The organism is Olivibacter sp. SDN3, from assembly GCF_014334135.1.
GTDB lineage: Bacteria > Bacteroidota > Bacteroidia > Sphingobacteriales > Sphingobacteriaceae > Olivibacter.
In genome coordinates this window covers 5815155-5833823 of the sequence record NZ_CP060497.1, presented here as the reverse complement: position 1 = coordinate 5833823, position 18669 = coordinate 5815155, and the positions used below count along the sequence as shown (strand labels likewise).

Annotated in this window: 17 protein-coding genes; 9 read left to right on the top strand and 8 right to left on the bottom strand. The window is 41.4% G+C overall.

What is annotated here, in order from left to right; all coding sequences use genetic code 11:
* The first annotated feature begins 57 nt into the window (after window positions 1-57).
* The 6 genes from H8S90_RS24635 (at window position 58) to H8S90_RS24610 (ending at window position 7818) form a co-directional block, all read left to right on the top strand.
* Window positions 58-2004: an oleate hydratase gene (locus H8S90_RS24635; RefSeq protein WP_187340403.1), complete on the top strand. Its 1947-nt coding sequence runs from the start codon at window positions 58-60 to the stop codon at window positions 2002-2004.
* A 51-nt stretch (window positions 2005-2055) separates the two neighbouring features.
* Window positions 2056-2484 carry a DUF2147 domain-containing protein gene (locus tag H8S90_RS24630; protein ID WP_187340402.1) on the top strand — a complete coding sequence of 143 codons (429 nt, stop codon included), beginning with the start codon at window positions 2056-2058 and terminating at the stop codon, window positions 2482-2484.
* A 209-nt stretch (window positions 2485-2693) separates the two neighbouring features.
* A complete protein-coding gene (locus H8S90_RS24625; RefSeq protein ID WP_187340401.1) occupies window positions 2694-3590 on the top strand; it encodes a 3-hydroxyacyl-CoA dehydrogenase in 897 nt (298 codons plus the stop codon).
* Between the two features lie 636 nt (window positions 3591-4226).
* A complete protein-coding gene (locus H8S90_RS24620; RefSeq protein WP_187340400.1) occupies window positions 4227-5609 on the top strand; it encodes a TolC family protein in 1383 nt (460 codons plus the stop codon).
* A gap of 13 nt (window positions 5610-5622) precedes the next feature.
* The gene (locus H8S90_RS24615) at window positions 5623-6576 is read left to right on the top strand and encodes an HlyD family secretion protein (RefSeq protein ID WP_187340399.1); all 954 of its coding nucleotides are present in this window, start codon (window positions 5623-5625) and stop codon (window positions 6574-6576) included.
* Between the two features lie 81 nt (window positions 6577-6657).
* Window positions 6658-7818 carry an ABC transporter permease gene (locus H8S90_RS24610; protein ID WP_187340398.1) on the top strand — a complete coding sequence of 387 codons (1161 nt, stop codon included), beginning with the start codon at window positions 6658-6660 and terminating at the stop codon, window positions 7816-7818.
* 383 nt (window positions 7819-8201) lie between these two features.
* Here the strand turns inward: H8S90_RS24610 and H8S90_RS24605 are convergent, their stop codons facing one another.
* A complete protein-coding gene (locus H8S90_RS24605) occupies window positions 8202-9452 on the bottom strand; it encodes a site-specific integrase (protein WP_187340397.1) in 1251 nt (416 codons plus the stop codon).
* Window positions 9453-9881: 429 nt separating this feature from the next.
* Complete coding sequence (locus H8S90_RS24600) at window positions 9882-11126, bottom strand: serine/threonine-protein kinase (RefSeq protein ID WP_187340396.1); 1245 nt, start codon at window positions 11124-11126, stop codon at window positions 9882-9884.
* A 115-nt stretch (window positions 11127-11241) separates the two neighbouring features.
* Between H8S90_RS24600 and H8S90_RS26535 the strand changes: the two genes are divergently transcribed.
* The gene (locus tag H8S90_RS26535; protein ID WP_370525670.1) at window positions 11242-11379 is read left to right on the top strand and encodes a hypothetical protein; all 138 of its coding nucleotides are present in this window, start codon (window positions 11242-11244) and stop codon (window positions 11377-11379) included.
* Window positions 11380-11733: 354 nt separating this feature from the next.
* Here H8S90_RS26535 and H8S90_RS24590 read toward each other — a convergent pair whose 3' ends face one another.
* Window positions 11734-12114, bottom strand: coding sequence for a hypothetical protein (locus H8S90_RS24590; protein WP_187340394.1), 381 nt, complete (start codon window positions 12112-12114; stop codon window positions 11734-11736).
* 682 nt (window positions 12115-12796) lie between these two features.
* On the opposite strand from H8S90_RS24590, the gene H8S90_RS24585 reads away from it, so the two are divergent.
* Window positions 12797-14053 (top strand): glycosyltransferase family A protein, encoded by a 1257-nt coding sequence (locus H8S90_RS24585; protein ID WP_187340393.1) that lies wholly within the window; start codon window positions 12797-12799, stop codon window positions 14051-14053.
* 18 nt (window positions 14054-14071) lie between these two features.
* Entirely contained in the window at window positions 14072-14494 is a 423-nt protein-coding gene (locus H8S90_RS24580) for a hypothetical protein (protein WP_187340392.1), read from the top strand.
* Window positions 14495-14722: 228 nt separating this feature from the next.
* Here H8S90_RS24580 and H8S90_RS24575 read toward each other — a convergent pair whose 3' ends face one another.
* The 5 genes from H8S90_RS24575 to H8S90_RS24555 all read right to left on the bottom strand — a co-directional run bounded on the left by H8S90_RS24575 (window position 14723) and on the right by H8S90_RS24555 (window position 18669).
* Window positions 14723-16228 carry an IS66 family transposase gene (locus H8S90_RS24575; protein WP_187340374.1) on the bottom strand — a complete coding sequence of 502 codons (1506 nt, stop codon included), beginning with the start codon at window positions 16226-16228 and terminating at the stop codon, window positions 14723-14725.
* A 35-nt stretch (window positions 16229-16263) separates the two neighbouring features.
* Entirely contained in the window at window positions 16264-16617 is a 354-nt protein-coding gene (gene tnpB, locus H8S90_RS24570) for an IS66 family insertion sequence element accessory protein TnpB (protein ID WP_187340375.1), read from the bottom strand.
* On the bottom strand, window positions 16617-16898 hold the full coding sequence (locus H8S90_RS24565; protein ID WP_187340376.1) for a helix-turn-helix domain-containing protein: 282 nt from the start codon (window positions 16896-16898) through the stop codon (window positions 16617-16619). The genes tnpB and H8S90_RS24565 overlap by 1 nt, the downstream gene beginning before the upstream one ends.
* A gap of 64 nt (window positions 16899-16962) precedes the next feature.
* A complete protein-coding gene (locus H8S90_RS26530; protein ID WP_187340391.1) occupies window positions 16963-17070 on the bottom strand; it encodes an IS3 family transposase in 108 nt (35 codons plus the stop codon).
* A 324-nt stretch (window positions 17071-17394) separates the two neighbouring features.
* A complete protein-coding gene (locus H8S90_RS24555) occupies window positions 17395-18669 on the bottom strand; it encodes an HlyD family efflux transporter periplasmic adaptor subunit (RefSeq protein ID WP_187340390.1) in 1275 nt (424 codons plus the stop codon).

Below are 18669 nucleotides of genomic sequence, written 5' to 3'. Positions count from 1 at the left end.
ACCATTGAGTTTAAGTATATCCTGACCTTTGTAATGTTAATCAAACGATATCCGTTTATGAAAAACATCACATCAAAATTTGACAAGGTTCTTCAAGCTTCCGACATTTATGGCAGGGTTGACCACCAGCCGGACAGCAGCAAAGAAACACTGCGGAACACACCTGAAAAATCCTATCCTTTCGCAGATCAGATTGGGAATTACCAACGCAATAAAGGCATTCCCACAAAGTCTTACAAAGACAGCAAGGTGTATATCATCGGAAGCGGTATCGCAGGACTTTCAGCTGCGTACTACTTTATCCGCGATGGCCATTTTATTCCCGAAAATATCACTTTCATAGAGCAGTTGCATATCGAAGGTGGCTCTCTTGATGGTGCCGGCAATGCTACGGAAGGATATATTATCCGCGGCGGACGTGAAATGGACTGCACGTATGAAAACCTCTGGGATCTTTTTCAGGATATCCCAGCGCTGGAACTGCCCGCCCCTTACAGCGTGCTTGATGAATACCGTCTTGTTAACGATAATGACTCCAACTATTCTATCGCCCGTTTGATCCATAAACAAGGCGCTATAAAGGATTTCAGTAAATTTGGTCTGAGCAAAAAAGACCAGCTTGCGATTATCAAATTACTTCTTAAAAAGAAGGAAGATCTGGACGATGTTACCATAGAGAACTACTTTGGCGAAAGCTTCCTGTCTAGCAATTTCTGGACGTTATGGCGCACGATGTTTGCTTTCGAGAATTGGCATAGTCTGCTGGAGTTCAAACTATACATGCACAAGTTCCTGCATGCTATCGACGGGCTCAATGATCTTTCCTCGTTGATTTTTCCGAAATACAATCAATACGATTCCTTTGTTACACCATTGGGCAGATGGCTAAAGGAAAAGGGAGTAAAGCTTCAGGTCAACAGCTTGGTTAAAGACCTAGACATCCTCATCAATGCAGATGGTAAAACTGTGAAGGGCATCATCACCGAACAGGAAGGCGTTGAGGTGATCATACCGGTCACAGAAGACGATTATGTGGTGGTGACTACCGGTTCAATGACCGAAGACACCTCGTACGGAACCAATGCGACAGCTCCTATACCGGTGGTGGACAACGGTACCAGTGGTCAGAGTGCGGGATGGAAGCTGTGGAAGAACCTTGCTGCCAAATCTCCGATCTTCGGCAGGCCGGAAAAATTCTGCTCCGACATTGAAAAATCTTCCTGGGAGTCCGTGACCTTAACCTGTAGGCCGTCAGCGCTAATAGAAAAACTGAAGGAATATTCGGTGAACGACCCGTACTCCGGAAAAACCGTAACGGGAGGGATTATCACCATTGCCGATTCCAACTGGCTGATGAGCTTCACCTGCAACCGCCAGCCACACTTTCCTACACAGCCTGACGATGTTCTGGTACTATGGGTATACGCCCTTTTCATGGACAAGGAGGGCAATTATATCAAAAAGACAATGCCCACCGCTACTGGGAATGAGATTCTAACCGAACTGTGCTACCATCTGGGAATAGAGAAACAGATAGATAACGTGATCGAAAACACGATCGTACGTACTGCCTATATGCCTTACATAACTTCAATGTTTATGCCTAGAGCCAAAGGAGACCGTCCACAGATTATTCCGGAAGGCTGTAAAAACCTGGGGTTGGTTGGCCAGTTTGTGGAGACCAACAACGATGTGGTATTTACCATGGAAAGTTCTGTAAGAACCGCGCGCGTTGCGGTCTATGAATTATTGAACCTCAACAAGCAGGTGCCGGATATCAACCCTTTGCAGTACGACATCCGCCACTTATTAAAAGCAACCAAAACGCTCAATGATGACCGGCATTTTCTGGGCGAAGGCCTCCTAAGGAAAGTACTAAAAGGAACTTACTTCGAACACATCTTGCCTGTTGGATCAGATGTGCACCAGGAAGACGAAAAGGAATCTTTTTTGGCGGAACAGTTCGGCAAATTTAAAGAGTGGGTCGCGGGATTTAAAAGCTGAAGAACTTTTTGGAGAGACAGTCAAAAATTTATAAAACAAAAAATTTAAAATATGAAAAAGATAATCTCATTACTGTCTATCGTTTTATTTGCGTCTACCGTGTTTGCACAACAGGCCGGTAGCATCAAAGGTGTATGGTTTAACGAGGAGAAAGACGGCAAGATTGAGGTATATGAAAAAGATGGCAAATACTACGGAAAGCTTATCTGGATGAAGAATAGCGTGGAGTCTGATGGCAAGACACCACTCAAAGATGCCAAGAACAAGGACAGCAAGCTACGCAGCCGTCCCTTGCTCAATGCGGTTATACTCGAAAACTTCACTTACAAAGACGGTAAATGGACGAGTGGAAAGGTATATGATCCCAAGTCTGGAAAGACCTATAGCAGCGAAATGAAAATGAACGGAGAGAAACTGGAAGTACGTGGCTATGTAGGAAGCCCGGCGTTCGGACGTACTTCTGTATTTACCCGCAACTGAGTGTAAAAACAAATCATGAAATCTATAGAATCAATAAACATCATCATCCACAGATAGCTAAAACCAGACACCGTATCGCAGATTACAAGTTCCATCTACACTCTTGGTTCGCTTAGGCTATCAGTATAAAGTCAATTACATTTTTACTTTTAACAACTCGGTGGGTAAGTACAGCTATCTTACCCATCATTTTTAAAAACTATATCAGTATGAGTTTCAAAAATATAACTGTTGCCGGCAGCGGCGTACTAGGCTATCAGATAGCCTTCCAAACCGCTTTCCACGGATTTAACGTTACGGTATATGATATCAATGATGAAGTTTTGGACAAGGCCAAAACAAAATTTGATGTTCTTGCGGCGGCCTTTAAAAGAGATTTAGCGGCGACGGACGGACAATTAGCAGACACCAAAACACGCCTCGCTTATAAATCAGACTTAGTAGAAGCTGTAAAAGATGCGGACCTTCTTATTGAAGCCGTTCCCGAAAGTCCAGAAATCAAAATTGGCTTTTATGAAAAACTGGCGAAAGTTGCACCGGAGAAAACCATTTTTGCGACAAATTCATCTACACTTTTACCGAGCCAGTTTGCACAAAGTACCGGTAGGCCGGAAAAATTTCTGGCATTGCATTTCGCGAATAACATTTGGATCAACAATACGGCAGAGATCATGGGCCACCCCGGCACAGACAAGGAGATTTTCGACGACTTGGTTGAATTTGCGAAGGCGATTGGCATGATCGCACTGCCCTTGCACAAGGAACAGCCCGGCTATATCCTCAATTCGCTTTTGGTCCCGTTCCTGGGTGCGGCGATCAATCTGTTGGTCACTGATGTAGCTGATGTACAGACGATAGACAAGACCTGGATGGTGGCGACCGGGGCACCGGTTGGCCCTTTTGCCGCACTGGATGTCGTGGGCATTACCACGGCCTATAACATCAATAAACTGGCAGCAGAAAAAACGCAGGACCCCTTGCGGCTTAAGGCACTGGAATACCTGAAAGAGCACTTCATCGATAAAGGCAAACTTGGTGTATCTACCGGTGAAGGTTTCTATCAATACCCGAACCCCGCGTACAAAGAAAAGGATTTCTTGAAATAGAAACAGAATTGATAACCTCTCTGCTTTTTACATAGGTCAGGCACAGATGATGCTGCCTGACCTCTTTGCTTTTATTGCCCGGCAAGACCCCATGTTTGAAGAATGAACGGCATTATTCGCTCTTTTTCTGTCAGATATGATCAGGAAAATTTTCAGTGCGCAAATATTCAGGAAAATAATCCAAACAATGGTCCTAATCGTGCGCTTGGAAAAGGTATTTATGTAACATACCATAAATAATAAAATGAAGCTTCCACATCAGGTATCGTATGATTGTCTGAATAATCCTGATACTATGACACTTAATGTTTGTAATAACTTATAAAGTTATTATTTTAGTGATATTTTAATTTATTTCTCAATCAAATATAGAACTCGCGAAAACAACAATATATGGCATACAAGTGCCTTTTTATAGCCTAAAGCAGATTCGGGATGAAATCGTCAAGTTGCTAAATGATATCCTGATCAAGTCTCAGCACCGTCCAATCAAGATAGTCGTGCAAATGCTGAACAGAATACGGGCCTACGACGGGAAAGATAAAGCATTGGTCCGATACCTATATAGAATCTGAAAGAGGAATTATATGAAACCGGCATTACCAGTAAAGGTTTGAAATCGAAAAATTTAAGTAAATGAAACTGAAAATTTTATTTTTTGTAGCAGCTGTCGCGGTTGCGACGTCCAGCCATGCACAGATAGAGGTAACACCCCCTTTGCAGGAGGCGGTCAGGAAAGCGATTGAAAAGAATGCCTCCATACGCAACAAAAACCTGGAAGTAGAAAAAATCAATACCGAAAAACAAAGTGTTTGGAACAAGTACGTTCCGAAAGTCGAAGGATCCGCAAGTTATCTATATTTTGACACCAAAGTAACATTGGATTTACCGACAGAGAGAATTCCCATTATTGACCAGCCGATTTATGATGGAAAAACTTCAATGGATAACAATGGCAATATCCTGGCCGGAAGCCTGATGGCAAAAACAGTTCTGTTTAGTGGCTTCCAGATCGAGAACGGAGCAAAGGCCTTAGAGCAAAAACGCATTGGTACAGCCTACCTTTCGGAAGCGGAAAAAGAAAGTCTGGTAAAAGACGTGATCGCTTCATTTGACCAGATCCATCTGCTGGACGAACTGGAAAAGCTCGTAGATGATAGCGAAAAACGCCTCGCCATGGAAACCAAACGGATAGAACGCGCTATCGCAGAAGGTTTGGCCATACCGTATGACAGGGATAAAATCAAACTGGCGAACCTCGAACTGCAGGCAAAAAAAATCGAGCTACGGGGAAAGCGCAAAGTCCTCTATCAAAAGATAAATTACCTTACCGGCTACTCCGAGAATCAAATCGGAGATGTACGATATTTACTAAAGCCTTACATCATTCAAGATGACCTCTCCGTTGAGAACAAGCAGGAACTCAGAGCACTGGAATCGTTCAAAAAAGCGTCCGACTATATGATAAAAAAAGAAAAAGGAAGCTATTTACCTGTATTAGGCGCCTTTGGGGGCCTTGCTTATACGAGCCTGTTCAATGCTAATATGTCCACACCTGCGATTCCTATCCTTGGTTCCGGTCTTCATGGGAGGGTAAATGAATTTACCCTAAGTCCCAACTGGATGGTAGGGCTGTCGATGAAATGGGAAATATTCAGCGGTTTTGAACGGAAACATAAAATACACGAAGCCAAATTAAGTTCCCAACAAGTACAGAACCAACTGGATGATACCAAAGAGAAATTTTCCTTGCTTCTAGCGAATAATCTATCGGACTACAGACTCCAAAACCAGAAATACCAAAATGGATTGGAACAGGAAAAAGTAGCCTTTCATAACCTGGATAAGGCGACTAAACAATACCAGGAAGGACTGATCAGCATCTCGGAACGATTGGAAGCAGAGAATGACCTGTTAAAGGCATCAACAAATAAAATCCAAACGTTGATCGACCAGCGACTCTCTGCACTGGAGGCACTTTCCGTAACAGGGGAACTAAATAAAACCGTTTTAAGATAAATCATCAAACAACATGAAAAAGCTATATTTTTTATTGTCAATCACCGTGATGTTGAGTGCCGCGTGCAACAAACCGGAAAGCAATACCATTCAGGGAAAAATCGAAAGGGAGCAAATCGGGATCGTGTCAAAGGTTCCCGGAAAGATCGTTGAGCTTCGCGTAAAAGAAGGGGATTTTATCCGGAAGGGAGATACACTCGCTATCCTGGATATTCCGGAGGTCGACGCAAAGAAAAGCCAGGCAGAAGGAGCCGTTCAATCCGCAAAGGCACAATATGATATGGCGCTGAAGGGGGCAACAGACAATCAACTGAAACAACTGGAAGCCAAACAACAGGCCCTGAAGGAACAGTATGAATTTGCGCAGAAATCAATCAACAGGCTTTCTAATATGTTGAAAGATTCCTTGGTCTCCCAACAGGCTTATGATGAAGCTTTTGCAAAATATCAGGGAGCGCAAGCTCAATTTCTAGCCGTTCAGGCAGAGATCTCGGACGTGAAATACGGTGTGCGAATCGAACAGCAAAAAATGGCTTTGGGCCAACAGGAAAGAGCCTTGGGAGCCTTGCAGGAAGTTTCGGTTGCAGAATCTGAGCGGTACATCATCGCGCCTCAAGACCTCGTTTTGGAATCCATTACGCTTAAACCCGGCGAACTGGCTTTGCCCGGCTACACACTCTTTAGCGGAACGGTCTCGGAATCAACTTATTTCCGCTTCACGATTCCTGAAAACCGGCTCGCAAATATTCAGAAAGGACAGGAAGTTACGGTCAATGTGGTTTATAAGGATACTCAGATAAAGGGAAAAGTGACTTCTGTAAAAGCTTTGGGAGCTTATGCGAACATCGCCACAGCTTATCCCGATTATGAAATGCAAGAGAGTTTGTTCGAAATAAAGATCGATCCAATTGATGTCAATCAGGCTAAAGATCTGTTCACGAAAACTACGGTTACTTTGGGTTTGTAAGCCTGGTATAAACGTTGTAATTGGATAAAGATTAATAATGAAAATCTCGCACGGCTTACAGCTGATAAATGAGGATAAAATATGAGAAACTTTTTTTCGCTTATAAAAGGGGAGTTCAAGCTGTTCTGGAGCAACAGTGTTCTTCGGATATTATTTATCGGAGCACCCATCATGTACGGAATCCTTTTGGGATTCGTCTACAAAAAAGGAAAAGTGACGGATTTGCCCATTGTGGTGGTGGATGAAGACCAAAGTCTTATGAGCCGAAAAGCCGTCGAAATGATGGGAGATAATGAGGTACTGAATGTCGCATTTATCCGCTACGATCAAAACGATTTGGCAAAAATAGTAGCAGAAAACGAAAACGTTCCGGCAGTTGTGATCATTCCCAAAAACTTCGAGAAGCAGGTTATGACCAAAAAATATCCGGAAGTTCTTACGATTGTAAACACCTCGAATATTTTAACGGCTAACTATGCTTCTACAGCCATTCAGGTTTGCTTAGGCACGCTCAAAGCAGGTGTTCAGATAGAAGCCCTCAAAAAACAGGGTATGCCGGAGCCAGTAGCGATGACTCAATATGAGCCTTTCAAAACCACATTCATCAAAAAATACAATCGGAGCACCAACTATATGTATTTTCTATGGCCCGGAATTCTAGCTACGGTACTGCAGCAGGTGCTGCTTTTGGGACTGGCTTTGTCTTTTGCTTCGGAATATGAAAGCGGCACTTTCGGAAAATTAGTTTCGGAGAACAAATCGTTGCTCAAGATAATGGCCGTCAAGATCATCCCATACCTGCTCATGAGTTTTGGAATCTGGATCTTGTATTACCTGTTTACGATTTGGTTCAGGATTCCGTTTTATGAAAATTTGGGAGCGCTTACTTTTGTCGCAGGAGTTTTTGTGCTATCGGTTTGTTTTATCGGCATTTTAGTCAGCATACTAATTCCGAGCCAGCTCAAAGCCACCGAGGTTTTGATGGTTGTAGCCACACCAAGCTTTATCCTGAGTGGCTTTACCTGGCCACTTTCCCAAATGCCTGGCTGGGTCGTCGCTATAGCAAACGGAATACCCCTTACCCATTTCTTGAAGGCATATAGAATTTTGCTTATCGAAGAAGGAACGTTGGCCCAATGTCATGATGCGCTTTGGGCGATGATCTGGATCGGGCTTATCTGTGCGGTATTATCCTACATAACCCTATCTTTAAAGAAAAGAAAGATTCTTAAAACTATGTAAGAACATTCAAATAAGCCATGCGTTATAAGGGATATGAGAATAAGTACCTGTTGAGGCATTTGAGGCGGAATTATACGGCATTTTGGCTCGACCTATAAATGGTAAAATATGAATTTCCTCTCGAATTTTTAGAAAAAAGATTAATATAGCCAAAAGTATATAATAATGAGTATTTTACAAGAGTGTAAAATTATATCGGTAACGGTTTGGTAATGGTGTTTACTATACATACTTTCATTCGATTAAAGAATGTAGCACTTTCTTATAACCTGGATCGAAGAATTACAGACATTATAAAGCATCACAAATGAACATCTATTCTCAGTCAAAAAACCATTTTTACTATACCAAACCCTTAAACCAAACAATCAACAGAAATTAGATTAGACCGCTTGCATAGCAATGGGTCGCATCTTTTCCCGAAGAACTTCCATTTCGTCTTTAACCTTTTTCTTCTTTACCTTGGCGTATATCTGTGTAGTACGTATGCTTGCATGCCCCAACATGGCAGATACACTTTCGATACTTACCCCGTTCTCCATAGTGACCGTAGTAGCAAACGTATGCCTTGCCACATGATAAGTGACCTTTTTACTGATACCCGCAAGGACGGCAATTACCTTAAGACACCTATTGGTTGTCTGGTTTGTGTAGCGGGGAAATATTGTTCCTTTTGCAAGGGATGCGGGGTGATTTCTGTACTTTTCAATCAATTCCACCGCCTCCGGTAAAAGCAGTACAAAAAATTTCTGCTCGGTGGTGTTATAGGTTTTCTTTCTTACCATTTCCAACCATTGGTCACCATTTTCGTCCCGAATGATATGTTGATGACTGAAACTACATATTTCACTGTATCCCAATCCGGTGTAACAACTGAAAAGGAACATATCCTGGACTATGATCTGGCCGAATTTGAAGAGCTTGACCTTTCTGAATCTTTCCAGTTCATTGCTATCAAGCGGTTCCCTGTCTTTTCTCACCATCTTCCGCTCAAAATGCTCAAAGGGATCGCTCTTGATCCACTTGTTTTTCAGGGCAATGCCTACCATCTTTTTAAGCCTTTCCATGTGCTTCATGGCGGTATTATTGGAGCAGGGCCGTTGTCCTTTATCGGGCTTACGTGTTAGCAGGAAAATTTTAAAATCAGTGATGAACTGGTTTCCGATCTGGGAAAGGTGGATGTCCGCTCTTTTTTTCAGCGAGATAAATTCATGGATGAAGCGCTCGGTAGTCCGGTAGTTCTTCATTGTTCCTTCTGTGAGCACCTTTCCGATTACCGTGTTGTGGTATTTGATCAGCGCTTTCAATGTACCGATCTCAACATTGACGCCTAAGACCTTCGCTTTGATCGCTTCCGAAGAAACTGGCTGTCTGTCCCTGACAAGTTCATCATAGGCATTGTCAATATCTTTCCTATAAGAGCGTAGCTTACCGCTGGCACGTTCATCTTCGTTTGTCTTACTTTCAATCTTTTGTTTATCATGGTTCCATGATGAAATACTGACCCTACATTTCAGGGAAAGGTCAGCGGGTACTCCGTCCACCCATATGCGTGCGTAGAGTGGCGCTGTACCTTTGCTGGCTTTGTCTTTCTTAAGAAAGAACTGAAAATTGAATGTGTGATGGCTTGTCATATCATTTGCCCCTTTCTATGCCATTCTGATATGTTTTACCGCCCTTAAAAAGTCAGGGCATAGCAAAACATGTCAAAAGGCATTAAAATAAATTTAAACAACTGAACTACAATTGATTACATCTATTTCCAGCGCAATAATACGAGAAAAGGACAGGGCACGGAATAGGGCACAAAAACCTTGATATGCTTTGTATTATCTTGATATGACAAAAATGAAAAAAGCCCCTAAATATGATATTTAGAGGCTTTTTGTAGGCTTTTGTTGCCAATGTTGTCGGGGTGATCAAAACTTATTAGAACACTTACGAGGAATTTTGAAAGTAATCGGGGATTTTATTGAGAAAAATGGAAAGGATAACCTATAATGATGCTATTTTGGCATTAACGACGACATCCTATCCTTTATCAGTCGAAGTGAATCATATTGTCAGAGTGCTCCAACAAGAAAGGGGAGTAGATAGTCTGAAATTTGCTCATCCATTACCATCTCTTCAACATCTGTAAGGGGTTGGCCAAAGGCTACTCGCATCACTTCTCTTTTTTCTTGTTTCTGGACAGCTAAATATCCTACAACCTGACTTCCAGTGACCTCCGCTGAAAATTCGACTATAATCCTTGAATCGTTTGAAATTGAGATTAATCTAAAATGACCTCTTCTTTTTTGTGACGTTGGATAATATACCCACTCCGAACGTTCTGTACGGAACCCCGGGGCGTTTGATTTCGCAAATTGGTGTAACTTATGACGAAGAGGCAAGTAAATATTCTCCAACGCACTTTTCAAACTGGCCAATTTTGCTTTATCAATGGAATTACCGTGTTCAGCAAGAATTTTTTTATACTCTTCCTGTTGATTATTCTCTTTTTTCATTTTATCAAGTATACTAAGAATCTCGTCTGCTGTACCCCATCGTCTACTCATGTCCAATTGGAATCCTTTGTCAAAAATCAGGTTCCAAAATATGGCGTAGTCCAGTTTCTTAATGGCCGCCGCAGCCTTTTCGGTTTGATGTGGGAATTGATCTTGAGCATCAACGAGATTTCTTGGAGTTTCACCACTAATCATATAGCTCGCAATGCCACAAGCCATTGTTAGGTCGCTGATGGAACTTCTTTTGTTAAGGCTATTGGCACTGAAATCAGCAAGCCGTAAAAATCTGTTTCCCAACTCATCACCCTTTTCCGTGAGGTGCTCATCATCTTCATCCCAAAACGCTATTCCGAAATCAACGAGGTGTACCCCCCCGTCTTCTGAAATAATGATGTTCTGTGGTTTAATATCACGGTGCACAATATCTTGGTTATGCAAGGCCCTCAAAATAAGCAACAAGTCTTTAAACAGGCTTATGATATGGGATTCATCCATCTTACGCCTTTGTATATATCGGTCAAGCTGTAAACCGGAAATGTGTTTGGCGACGTAATATAATGAGGTTTGTTCATCTTTGTACAATTCCGTATTGTGTTCAATAATTTTAGGGATGTTGTCCACTTTTACAGTCTCATAGATGACCGTTTCCCGTCGAAACCTTTCACGGATCTTACGGCTGCCATTGGACAAAACTTTCATGAAGAACAATTCACCGCCATCTTTACGTTTTGCTGTAAAAGAGTCGCATCCACTATATCCAGTAGTGATTTTCTCTACAAGTTCCCAATCTTCAAACATCATCTAAAATAATTACGGCAGGTTTAATATCCAGTGAATTGCAGTTTTATTATTGGGAGATAAATATAGCAAAAAATGCAGTCAGTAATTCATTGTATCCGCCTTATGAGCCACGTCTATGAACAATATTATGATGTCTGTAGCTTTGCTGGATGAGCAAAGAAGAAAAAAGATTGCAGATGTTTGCAATGATAGCAGATTGGCAGCAGAGCGGCCTGAGCAAGAAACGCTACTGCGCGGAAAATGGTATCAATGAGGCTACGTTTTATTACTGGTTTTCGCGCAGTAAAGAAAACGACACATCCTTTTTCTACCCTGAATAGCTTTAATTTTCAACAGATCGCCTATCGATTCCACCTACTCTCTTGATCCCAATAAATTCCATGATTTAGTGATTAAAAGAGAGGAGGAAAATAAATTATTAAACAGTATAAACCGAAAACGTCAAGAGATTAAAGATTTAAGAAATACTGAATAACGTTTTGCAGCTTTGTGATGGGCGGGCTTTTCATCACAAGTGTTTAAGGGGAGAACTGAGCTTTTTTTAACCACAAAGCTGTCTTCGAAGAACGCCCCCCTATTACAAAGCTGCTGTTGGCGGTAGTGTTTTTTAATTCAATTCTCCAACTTTCGGAAATCTATCAGTAATTTTTTCAAGTTGATTTAATATTTTCGGAATATGAGTTTGGTCAAAATCAATTTCAAATTCTAACTTATTTCCGGTTCCTGCGTAGTCCATTACTTCACACTCAGATTTTAAATGTCCAATTCCATCTCCAACGATTTTAATTTCAACTTGACTTTCCAGCGTATTAAATGTTGCAATTCCATTTAGTTTGTCATAAAGTTTTGCTAGTTCGATTTTAAAGCTAACGAAATCAGTAGTCATAAAATCAGCTTTAAATTCTCCTAGAAATCCGCCTGCTTTAACTTTTACAAATCCTTTTGGTAAGCCTACATTTCCGGGGAAGGCTACAGTAAGATCTACCAAAGGCTCTATAAACGGTACCGTTCATTTTTACCGGACAGCCGGAGGTCAATGAGCGGTTCCCGGTGCTCAGAGAAGATACTATTTTTTTAGAAAGTATATTCAATAAACTTTTGGTGGCTAACAGTAAGAAAAATGCACTATAATCAAAATTATTTATATCAGTTTTTAAATGGAGAACTTGATTCTATTAAGAAGCGCGTCCCCCCAACGTGCTGAAAAATAATTAAGGAAAAAGAAGGAGGTGCGGTTGAAAAGCCATAAGATTTAAGTCTCGGATCAAATATAACCCGTATGACAGATATAAGTTATTAAGTCATTAGCTGTCATATTTCTCAAACGAAAAGTTAGATAGATTGATAAAAGGGCATGGTAGTGATGAACATAGCAATAGTATAAGCCGCCCGGCCTCTTTTAGTATGGATGTTTTTATTTTAACCACTATTTGGCTAAAGAAAGAAGAGAAAATCGATTCGAATGAAAAATGTTTTTATAGCCTTAAAAAGAGCTTCAATTGATGTAAGAACTAAATAACATACCAAATATTATTTTATTGGGTTGAAACACCAAAAAAGCATTAACTTTATGTTGTTGAACGAGAATAGCAAGCAACAATCCGATTATGTAACTATACTAGTCTTACAAAAGCTATTTTTAAATATTAACGACAATATTAGTTTAAATTATGATCCCTACTTTCATTTTTAACGAAGAACAACGTTATACATCTTTAAAAACAAATGGCTATGAAACTTTAGACATATCTCCTAGCAACATTTTAGATGGACAATCTAGATATGAAAACTTAACGCAGGCTATTAACTGGGCAATCAATAATGACGAGGATATAATTTATTGCATTTGCGAGAAATTTCCAATTGAAGAATTAAATCTAAGGGACTTAGAGTATGCACTTCGTGATGTTCTACCAGAGGGTGCATATGTACTATTTGTACACAGCATTCAGGAAAAGGACTTCCCAGTTAATAACGTCTGCCGGGTAGTTCACGAAGTTGACCAAGTATTTTCCTTTTTATTAACTAAACCCATTTACAACGATATTAAGTCGTTTATTGATCACATAAATAAATCACAAATCAGTCTGCAATGGTTGGATTTTTTAAAGCTTTTAAACGCGAATCGTTTTGCTTTCTCAACGTCCCAACTACGTAGTAAGCCTAGTAAAGAGTACCGAATTCATATAATCTCTACCTTCAGAAATGTTTGTGAATTTATCGAGCATAATTTTGATTCCATAAGATGTCAAACCTATAAAAATTATCACTTGCATTACATTGATGACGTTTCGGATGACTTTAGTTTAAAATTAATCCCAGATGAAGTGTTTGTAAGCAAGAAGATTAATACAGATAGAAAGTATGCACTTCAGAATATTTTGGATGTCCTATTAGGTTCGCTCTTCTCCGATGATGACATTATATGTTTTATTGACGCCGATGATTACTTACCCCACAAGTATGTTTTAATGATTTTAAATCAGGTTTACCAGCAAAAAGATATCATGATAACTTATGGTTCTATGCAGAACCATGACGGCAATAGAAACATCGGTAGCAAGTATTCAAGATCTGAGTTTGAAAATGTACGAAAAAGCCCTTGGCGTATCTCGCATATTCGCTCGTTTAAATATGGTGTTTTTAAAAAATACTTAGAATTAGATCCCGATTTACATATGCTAAAAGATTACGACGGTTCCTTTCTAAAAATGCCCTACGACATGGCAATATTGTTTCCGCTAATGGAACTTGTCGCGTACAATCAGGTGATATTCTTGTCCAATTTAATGTATAAATACAGACTACACCCTTTTAATGACATGCACCACGCGAGAGGGGAACAATTAAGAGGCGAGGAAATCATACGTTCCAAGAGCAAACTTAAACTCAATAGTAATGGAGGCATATCAAATTACGAATGTTAGAATTGACCATCAACGACAATGAAATATATTAAGGTATTTGCCAAGTTTGTATTCCCTTTCGCAAAGATACAATTATTGCTCTTTCTGTTCATCTTAATCAACACAGCTATCAGTTTAGCTCCTCCTTACGCCTTAAAAATCTTAATAGATGAAAGTATACCCAATAAGGATCTCGCCCTTCTTTACAAGATTGGCGAAATATTACTTTTAGTGTACTTTAGGGACCGGCAAAGTTGGATCAACGCCATCGAAAAAGACCTGCTTACGTGGTTTAATGTTTCTGATCTTAGCGGCTGGAATAATCCCGTTAGGTACGATTATTATATATCCAGTATTCCTGCAAGTTATTTAATTGATCCGGAGGGAAAAATAATCGTAAAAAATATCCCAGCAAATGAACTGGCTAATCCCATCGAACGGTATCTACAGAAAAATCAATAGTGTTCACTAAGCGTTAGTTGGTACCTGGATTCCACACCTGAACCGAATGGTGATAAAGCAAGAATTGGAATTGCAATAGCCTATTGGAGACTTTTTTCTTTTAGAAATAGGTTGATATCTTTTCCTTCAAGCGGCTTTTTCTGACGGGATTTTTTCAGCTTGGCACTGTGTAAGATATCCAAGGGTTTAACGCAATCTTTTCCTGTTATATCGTATCCGCCCTACGAACTACATATTTGATTTTTCAATAATTTGTTTATAGTTCTGTGGATAGAGGTCTTTCAGTTTTTTATGGTTGATGGACATGATATTTTCCAGCGTGTATTTTAGCCACAGGAAAGGGTTCACGTCATGTTTTTTGCAGATGGCAAAGAAGGAGTAGATCATAGCTGAGCGCTGAGCAGCTTCGTGGCTACCTGCGAAGAGGTAGTTTTTACGGCCGAGCGCTACCGGGCGAATGGCGTTCTCGATAAGGTTGTTGTCAATCTGCAGATTTCCGTCGTTAAGATAAGCCGAAAGTGCATCCCAGCGCGCATGGGCATAAGCCATGGCCTTTCCGATCTGGCTTTTAGGAAGTGTGTTTTTTATTTCTTGGAAGATCCATTTTCCCATTTCGTTGATTACAGGTAAGGCTTCTTCCAGCCGCAGCTCCTTGACCTTGTCGGCTGAAAGTTGTTCTTCTTTGGCCCTGCGTTCAATTCCATAGAGTTTCTGTATCATCAGCAGGGCCTTTTCGGTCCTTGGGCGGTCATTCTGCAGGGCTTTCTCGAACTCACGGCGTGCATGTGCCCAGCACGCCAGATGGGTGATCTCTTTCTTTGTGCCATATTTATCATATGCCGCATATCCATCCGTCTGGAGGTAACCCTTAAAGTTATCCAGCATGGATTTAGGCACGTGGCCGCCACGTGAGGGATTATAATCGAACAGCACGGTTTTGTCCAACGGCGAGTGGTACACCCAATAGTATCCCTGGTGGGTGGCGCCTTTTTTATCGCTGTCCAGCACTTTTATTATCGTCTCATCTACTTGCAGGTATCCTTTTGCCTTGGTGTCAAAGACCAATTGCTCATAGAGCGGTTCGAGTTTGATCAGGGCTTCCTTTGTCCAGCCTTCGATGGTCGAGGAGGCGATCCGTATGTTCTCCCTTGCGAAGATCTGCTTTTGGCGGTAAAGCGGGAGATGATCCATATATTTACCCGTCAGTATCATCGCCAGTAGACCTGCTCCGGGGATACCTTTGTCGATAACCCGCTCGGGAAGTCCGCCGATACGCACGCCATCTCCATTTTTAGGCGTGTATTTATAGCGGATGTAGCGGTTGATATAGAATTTGGCAGGTTCGCACTCCAGTTCCTCGGTGATTTCCTTGCCGATGCATACCATATCGGCAAGGTCGCCCTGGGGATGTATCTCTATCTCTACCACAGGAAGGTGTTCCGGTAATTTCGCACGTCCCCTGTGGTTTGGACGCTTGCGTGTATACTCGATCTTCTGTTTGGTTTCTTCCTGCTGTTGCTCTACTGCTGTGGGCTCTGCCTGAAGCGGGAGTGTGGTCTGGTTGGGGTCGCCTTCAAAGCGTTCGCGCTTCTGCCCGAACTGCATCCGCTTGTACATGGCAAGCTGGGATTCCAGGTATCCGATCTTTTCGTCTTTAGCCCCAAGTGCCTCGTGCTGCTTGGAAACAAGCTTTAAAAGCTCCTCTTTTGATAGGTTTTCCAGCGCCGTTCCCATACGCTAAAGATACGAAATTACCTGCGTTTATACAATCAAAAAAGCTGTTTTTGGACCAATGAATAACGTTTTTTCCGTATGCTCTTCACTACCTGTATCCCCTCGACCATCAGGACCAGGTCGCTCCAGGAAAGTTCTCCCTTTTTCAGTTCCGATATCCCAAAAGTCCCCTGCTCCAGACGCTTGTAGTACAGCACAAAGCCACCGTATTCCCAGTGCAGCAGCTTGATGTGGGTACGGCTACGGTTCAGGAACACGAACACCTCGCCACTGGTGGGATGGCGCCGCATCACCGAAATCACCAGGCCGCATAGACCGTCAAAACTCTTGCGCATGTCGCAGTGGCCATCATATAAATAAAAACGGTGCGAGGAACCCAGCGAGAACATCAGTAAAGGCGGATCAACCGGGACAGAAGACCAAGATCGGTGTCCAACTTGATCCGCACACCATTGGGATAGATAACCTCAACTTCGCTTTTTTTGCAGGACTTATCGATAGCTATAAAGCGACCGCTGACCGCGCCGTCTTCTTTGCTGCGCGAAAACCAATAATAAAAGGTGGCTTCATTGATCCCGTTTTCCGAACAGTAAGCTTTCTTGCTTTTTCCGCTCTGTTGCCAGTCTGCTATCATCGAAAGCATCTGTGCTCGTTTTGCTTCTTTGCTCATCCAGCAAAGTTCTGCATTATACAACCCTCATGAAATATGCATTTGGTCGGGCGGATACGTTATATCAGCCTTCAATATATTCGAATATGGCCAATTTTGCTTCCTGTTTCGTCCTGAAATGATGCCGCCGGTTCACTTCTTCTGCTTTCAGCTTCTTGTAAAAACTTTCCATGTGTGCAATATCCGGATCATACTGAAAAGTTGGCGGGATATAAATCTAATGCACATAAATTTCATTACACGATAAGAAAGAAATGGGTATTTCGCATAGGATAACCCTAATGCCATCCGCTTAAAATGCTCATCAAATAATCATGGTGTTTTTCCCATAATAACTACTGGCATTTTTAAAGTTAAAAATTATACCCTAAAAGTCTCCAGTCAAATGTAGCAACTGTATCCCCTGAGGATATCTCCTCGGAGTGCTGCGCAAAGGGAGGAAAGTAGGGCTATGCCGTACTTCCGCTCGCTCTAAGCAGATGCGCCTAATTATATCCTAGTTTCCTCTTTTTAACGCTTTTGTTATATTTCTTCCAAACCTTTTCAAAAGACTTGCGTCCTCAGTTATTATTTCGGCCTCGCCGGTCATACCTATTTTAAGTTTAATCTGACTTTCGTTCTTTTTTAAAATAAGTTGTACTTTGGATACATAGGTGCTGTCTCTGTAAGGAACATCAGTTATCATAATGATCTTTCCTTCAACCTTTCCATATTCTTCATAGGGATAACTGTTCATATTTATCAGTACCCGTTGTCCATTTCTAACCTTGCCCATATTATTTTGTCTTACATGCATTTCCCCGAAATAGTTTGTGCTTTTCGGGTTTATATAAAATATGGGTTGTCCAGCTTCGATGTACTGTTTCTCTTGTACGATACCGGAATAAGCCAACTCTCCATCTTGTTGGGCAATCAGCACATATTGCTGTTTCCATTTTTCCATTTCGCTGATGATACTGTTAAGCGCTTGTACAAAAGATGTCCGCTCTGTACTTATTTTATTTTCCAACTCGGCGAGTTCCTTGCTACGGGCCGTCAGATTGGACTGACTAGTCAGAATATTGGAACTGATCTGTTGAAGTGGCTGCTGTTTAGATAATAAAGCAGATTCCCGTTTTTGCATTTCCATTGGTGAAATAACTTTTTTCTCTGCCAGTACACTATAGGCCTGATGTTCTTTCTGTGCCAAGAGGTAATCTTTTTTGTAAAGCGCTTCCTGCTCGCGCAATCTCTTTTGCTGCTGCTTTTCATAATCCATTTCTCTTAAGAGATAATTCTTTTGTTTCAGGTATAATCCCCCTATAATTGCCGACTGATAGTTGATATAGGCTCCATAAAAAGTTTGATAAGGCCCTTGAAGCTCTCCCAGATCCAGATTATGGGGTGCATCGAGCAAAAAGAAAGAGGGGTCCAACACACTTCTGAGTTGAACAAGTTTCTTTAGGAGACTCAGTACTTGTTTGTGCTTACCTGAGCTTTCCATCCAGGCAAGCACCTGACCGGTTTGTACTTTCATTCCCTCCTTTGCAAGAAGCTTTGATAATGTACCTGATACTCGTGGAACTACCGCTTTGGGAGCATTTACAGCGTTAATCCTTATATCAGCACTAACAATATCGGGATATTGGATAAAGGCTGACATGGTAACAATTGCCAACAATATGAAAAGCACTAACGATATACCCCATTTCAGCAGCCACGACGGTGGTTTCGATATGATGTCCTGTAAATCTTCGGTATGTATGTCTTCTGATATTTTACTTTTTTTCAT

Coding starts and splice junctions, on each gene's coding strand:
- H8S90_RS24635 (WP_187340403.1), top strand. CDS start 58: ATGAAAAACATCACATCAAAATTTGACAAGGTTCTTCAAGCTTCCGAC.
- H8S90_RS24630 (WP_187340402.1), top strand. CDS start 2,056: ATGAAAAAGATAATCTCATTACTGTCTATCGTTTTATTTGCGTCTACC.
- H8S90_RS24625 (WP_187340401.1), top strand. CDS start 2,694: ATGAGTTTCAAAAATATAACTGTTGCCGGCAGCGGCGTACTAGGCTAT.
- H8S90_RS24620 (WP_187340400.1), top strand. CDS start 4,227: ATGAAACTGAAAATTTTATTTTTTGTAGCAGCTGTCGCGGTTGCGACG.
- H8S90_RS24615 (WP_187340399.1), top strand. CDS start 5,623: ATGAAAAAGCTATATTTTTTATTGTCAATCACCGTGATGTTGAGTGCC.
- H8S90_RS24610 (WP_187340398.1), top strand. CDS start 6,658: ATGAGAAACTTTTTTTCGCTTATAAAAGGGGAGTTCAAGCTGTTCTGG.
- H8S90_RS24605 (WP_187340397.1), bottom strand. CDS start 9,452: ATGACAAGCCATCACACATTCAATTTTCAGTTCTTTCTTAAGAAAGAC.
- H8S90_RS24600 (WP_187340396.1), bottom strand. CDS start 11,126: ATGATGTTTGAAGATTGGGAACTTGTAGAGAAAATCACTACTGGATAT.
- H8S90_RS26535 (WP_370525670.1), top strand. CDS start 11,242: ATGAACAATATTATGATGTCTGTAGCTTTGCTGGATGAGCAAAGAAGA.
- H8S90_RS24585 (WP_187340393.1), top strand. CDS start 12,797: ATGATCCCTACTTTCATTTTTAACGAAGAACAACGTTATACATCTTTA.
- H8S90_RS24580 (WP_187340392.1), top strand. CDS start 14,072: ATGAAATATATTAAGGTATTTGCCAAGTTTGTATTCCCTTTCGCAAAG.
- H8S90_RS24575 (WP_187340374.1), bottom strand. CDS start 16,228: ATGGGAACGGCGCTGGAAAACCTATCAAAAGAGGAGCTTTTAAAGCTT.
- tnpB (WP_187340375.1), bottom strand. CDS start 16,617: ATGTTCTCGCTGGGTTCCTCGCACCGTTTTTATTTATATGATGGCCAC.
- H8S90_RS24565 (WP_187340376.1), bottom strand. CDS start 16,898: ATGAGCAAAGAAGCAAAACGAGCACAGATGCTTTCGATGATAGCAGAC.
- H8S90_RS26530 (WP_187340391.1), bottom strand. CDS start 17,070: ATGGAAAGTTTTTACAAGAAGCTGAAAGCAGAAGAAGTGAACCGGCGG.
- H8S90_RS24555 (WP_187340390.1), bottom strand. CDS start 18,669: ATGAAAAAAAGTAAAATATCAGAAGACATACATACCGAAGATTTACAG.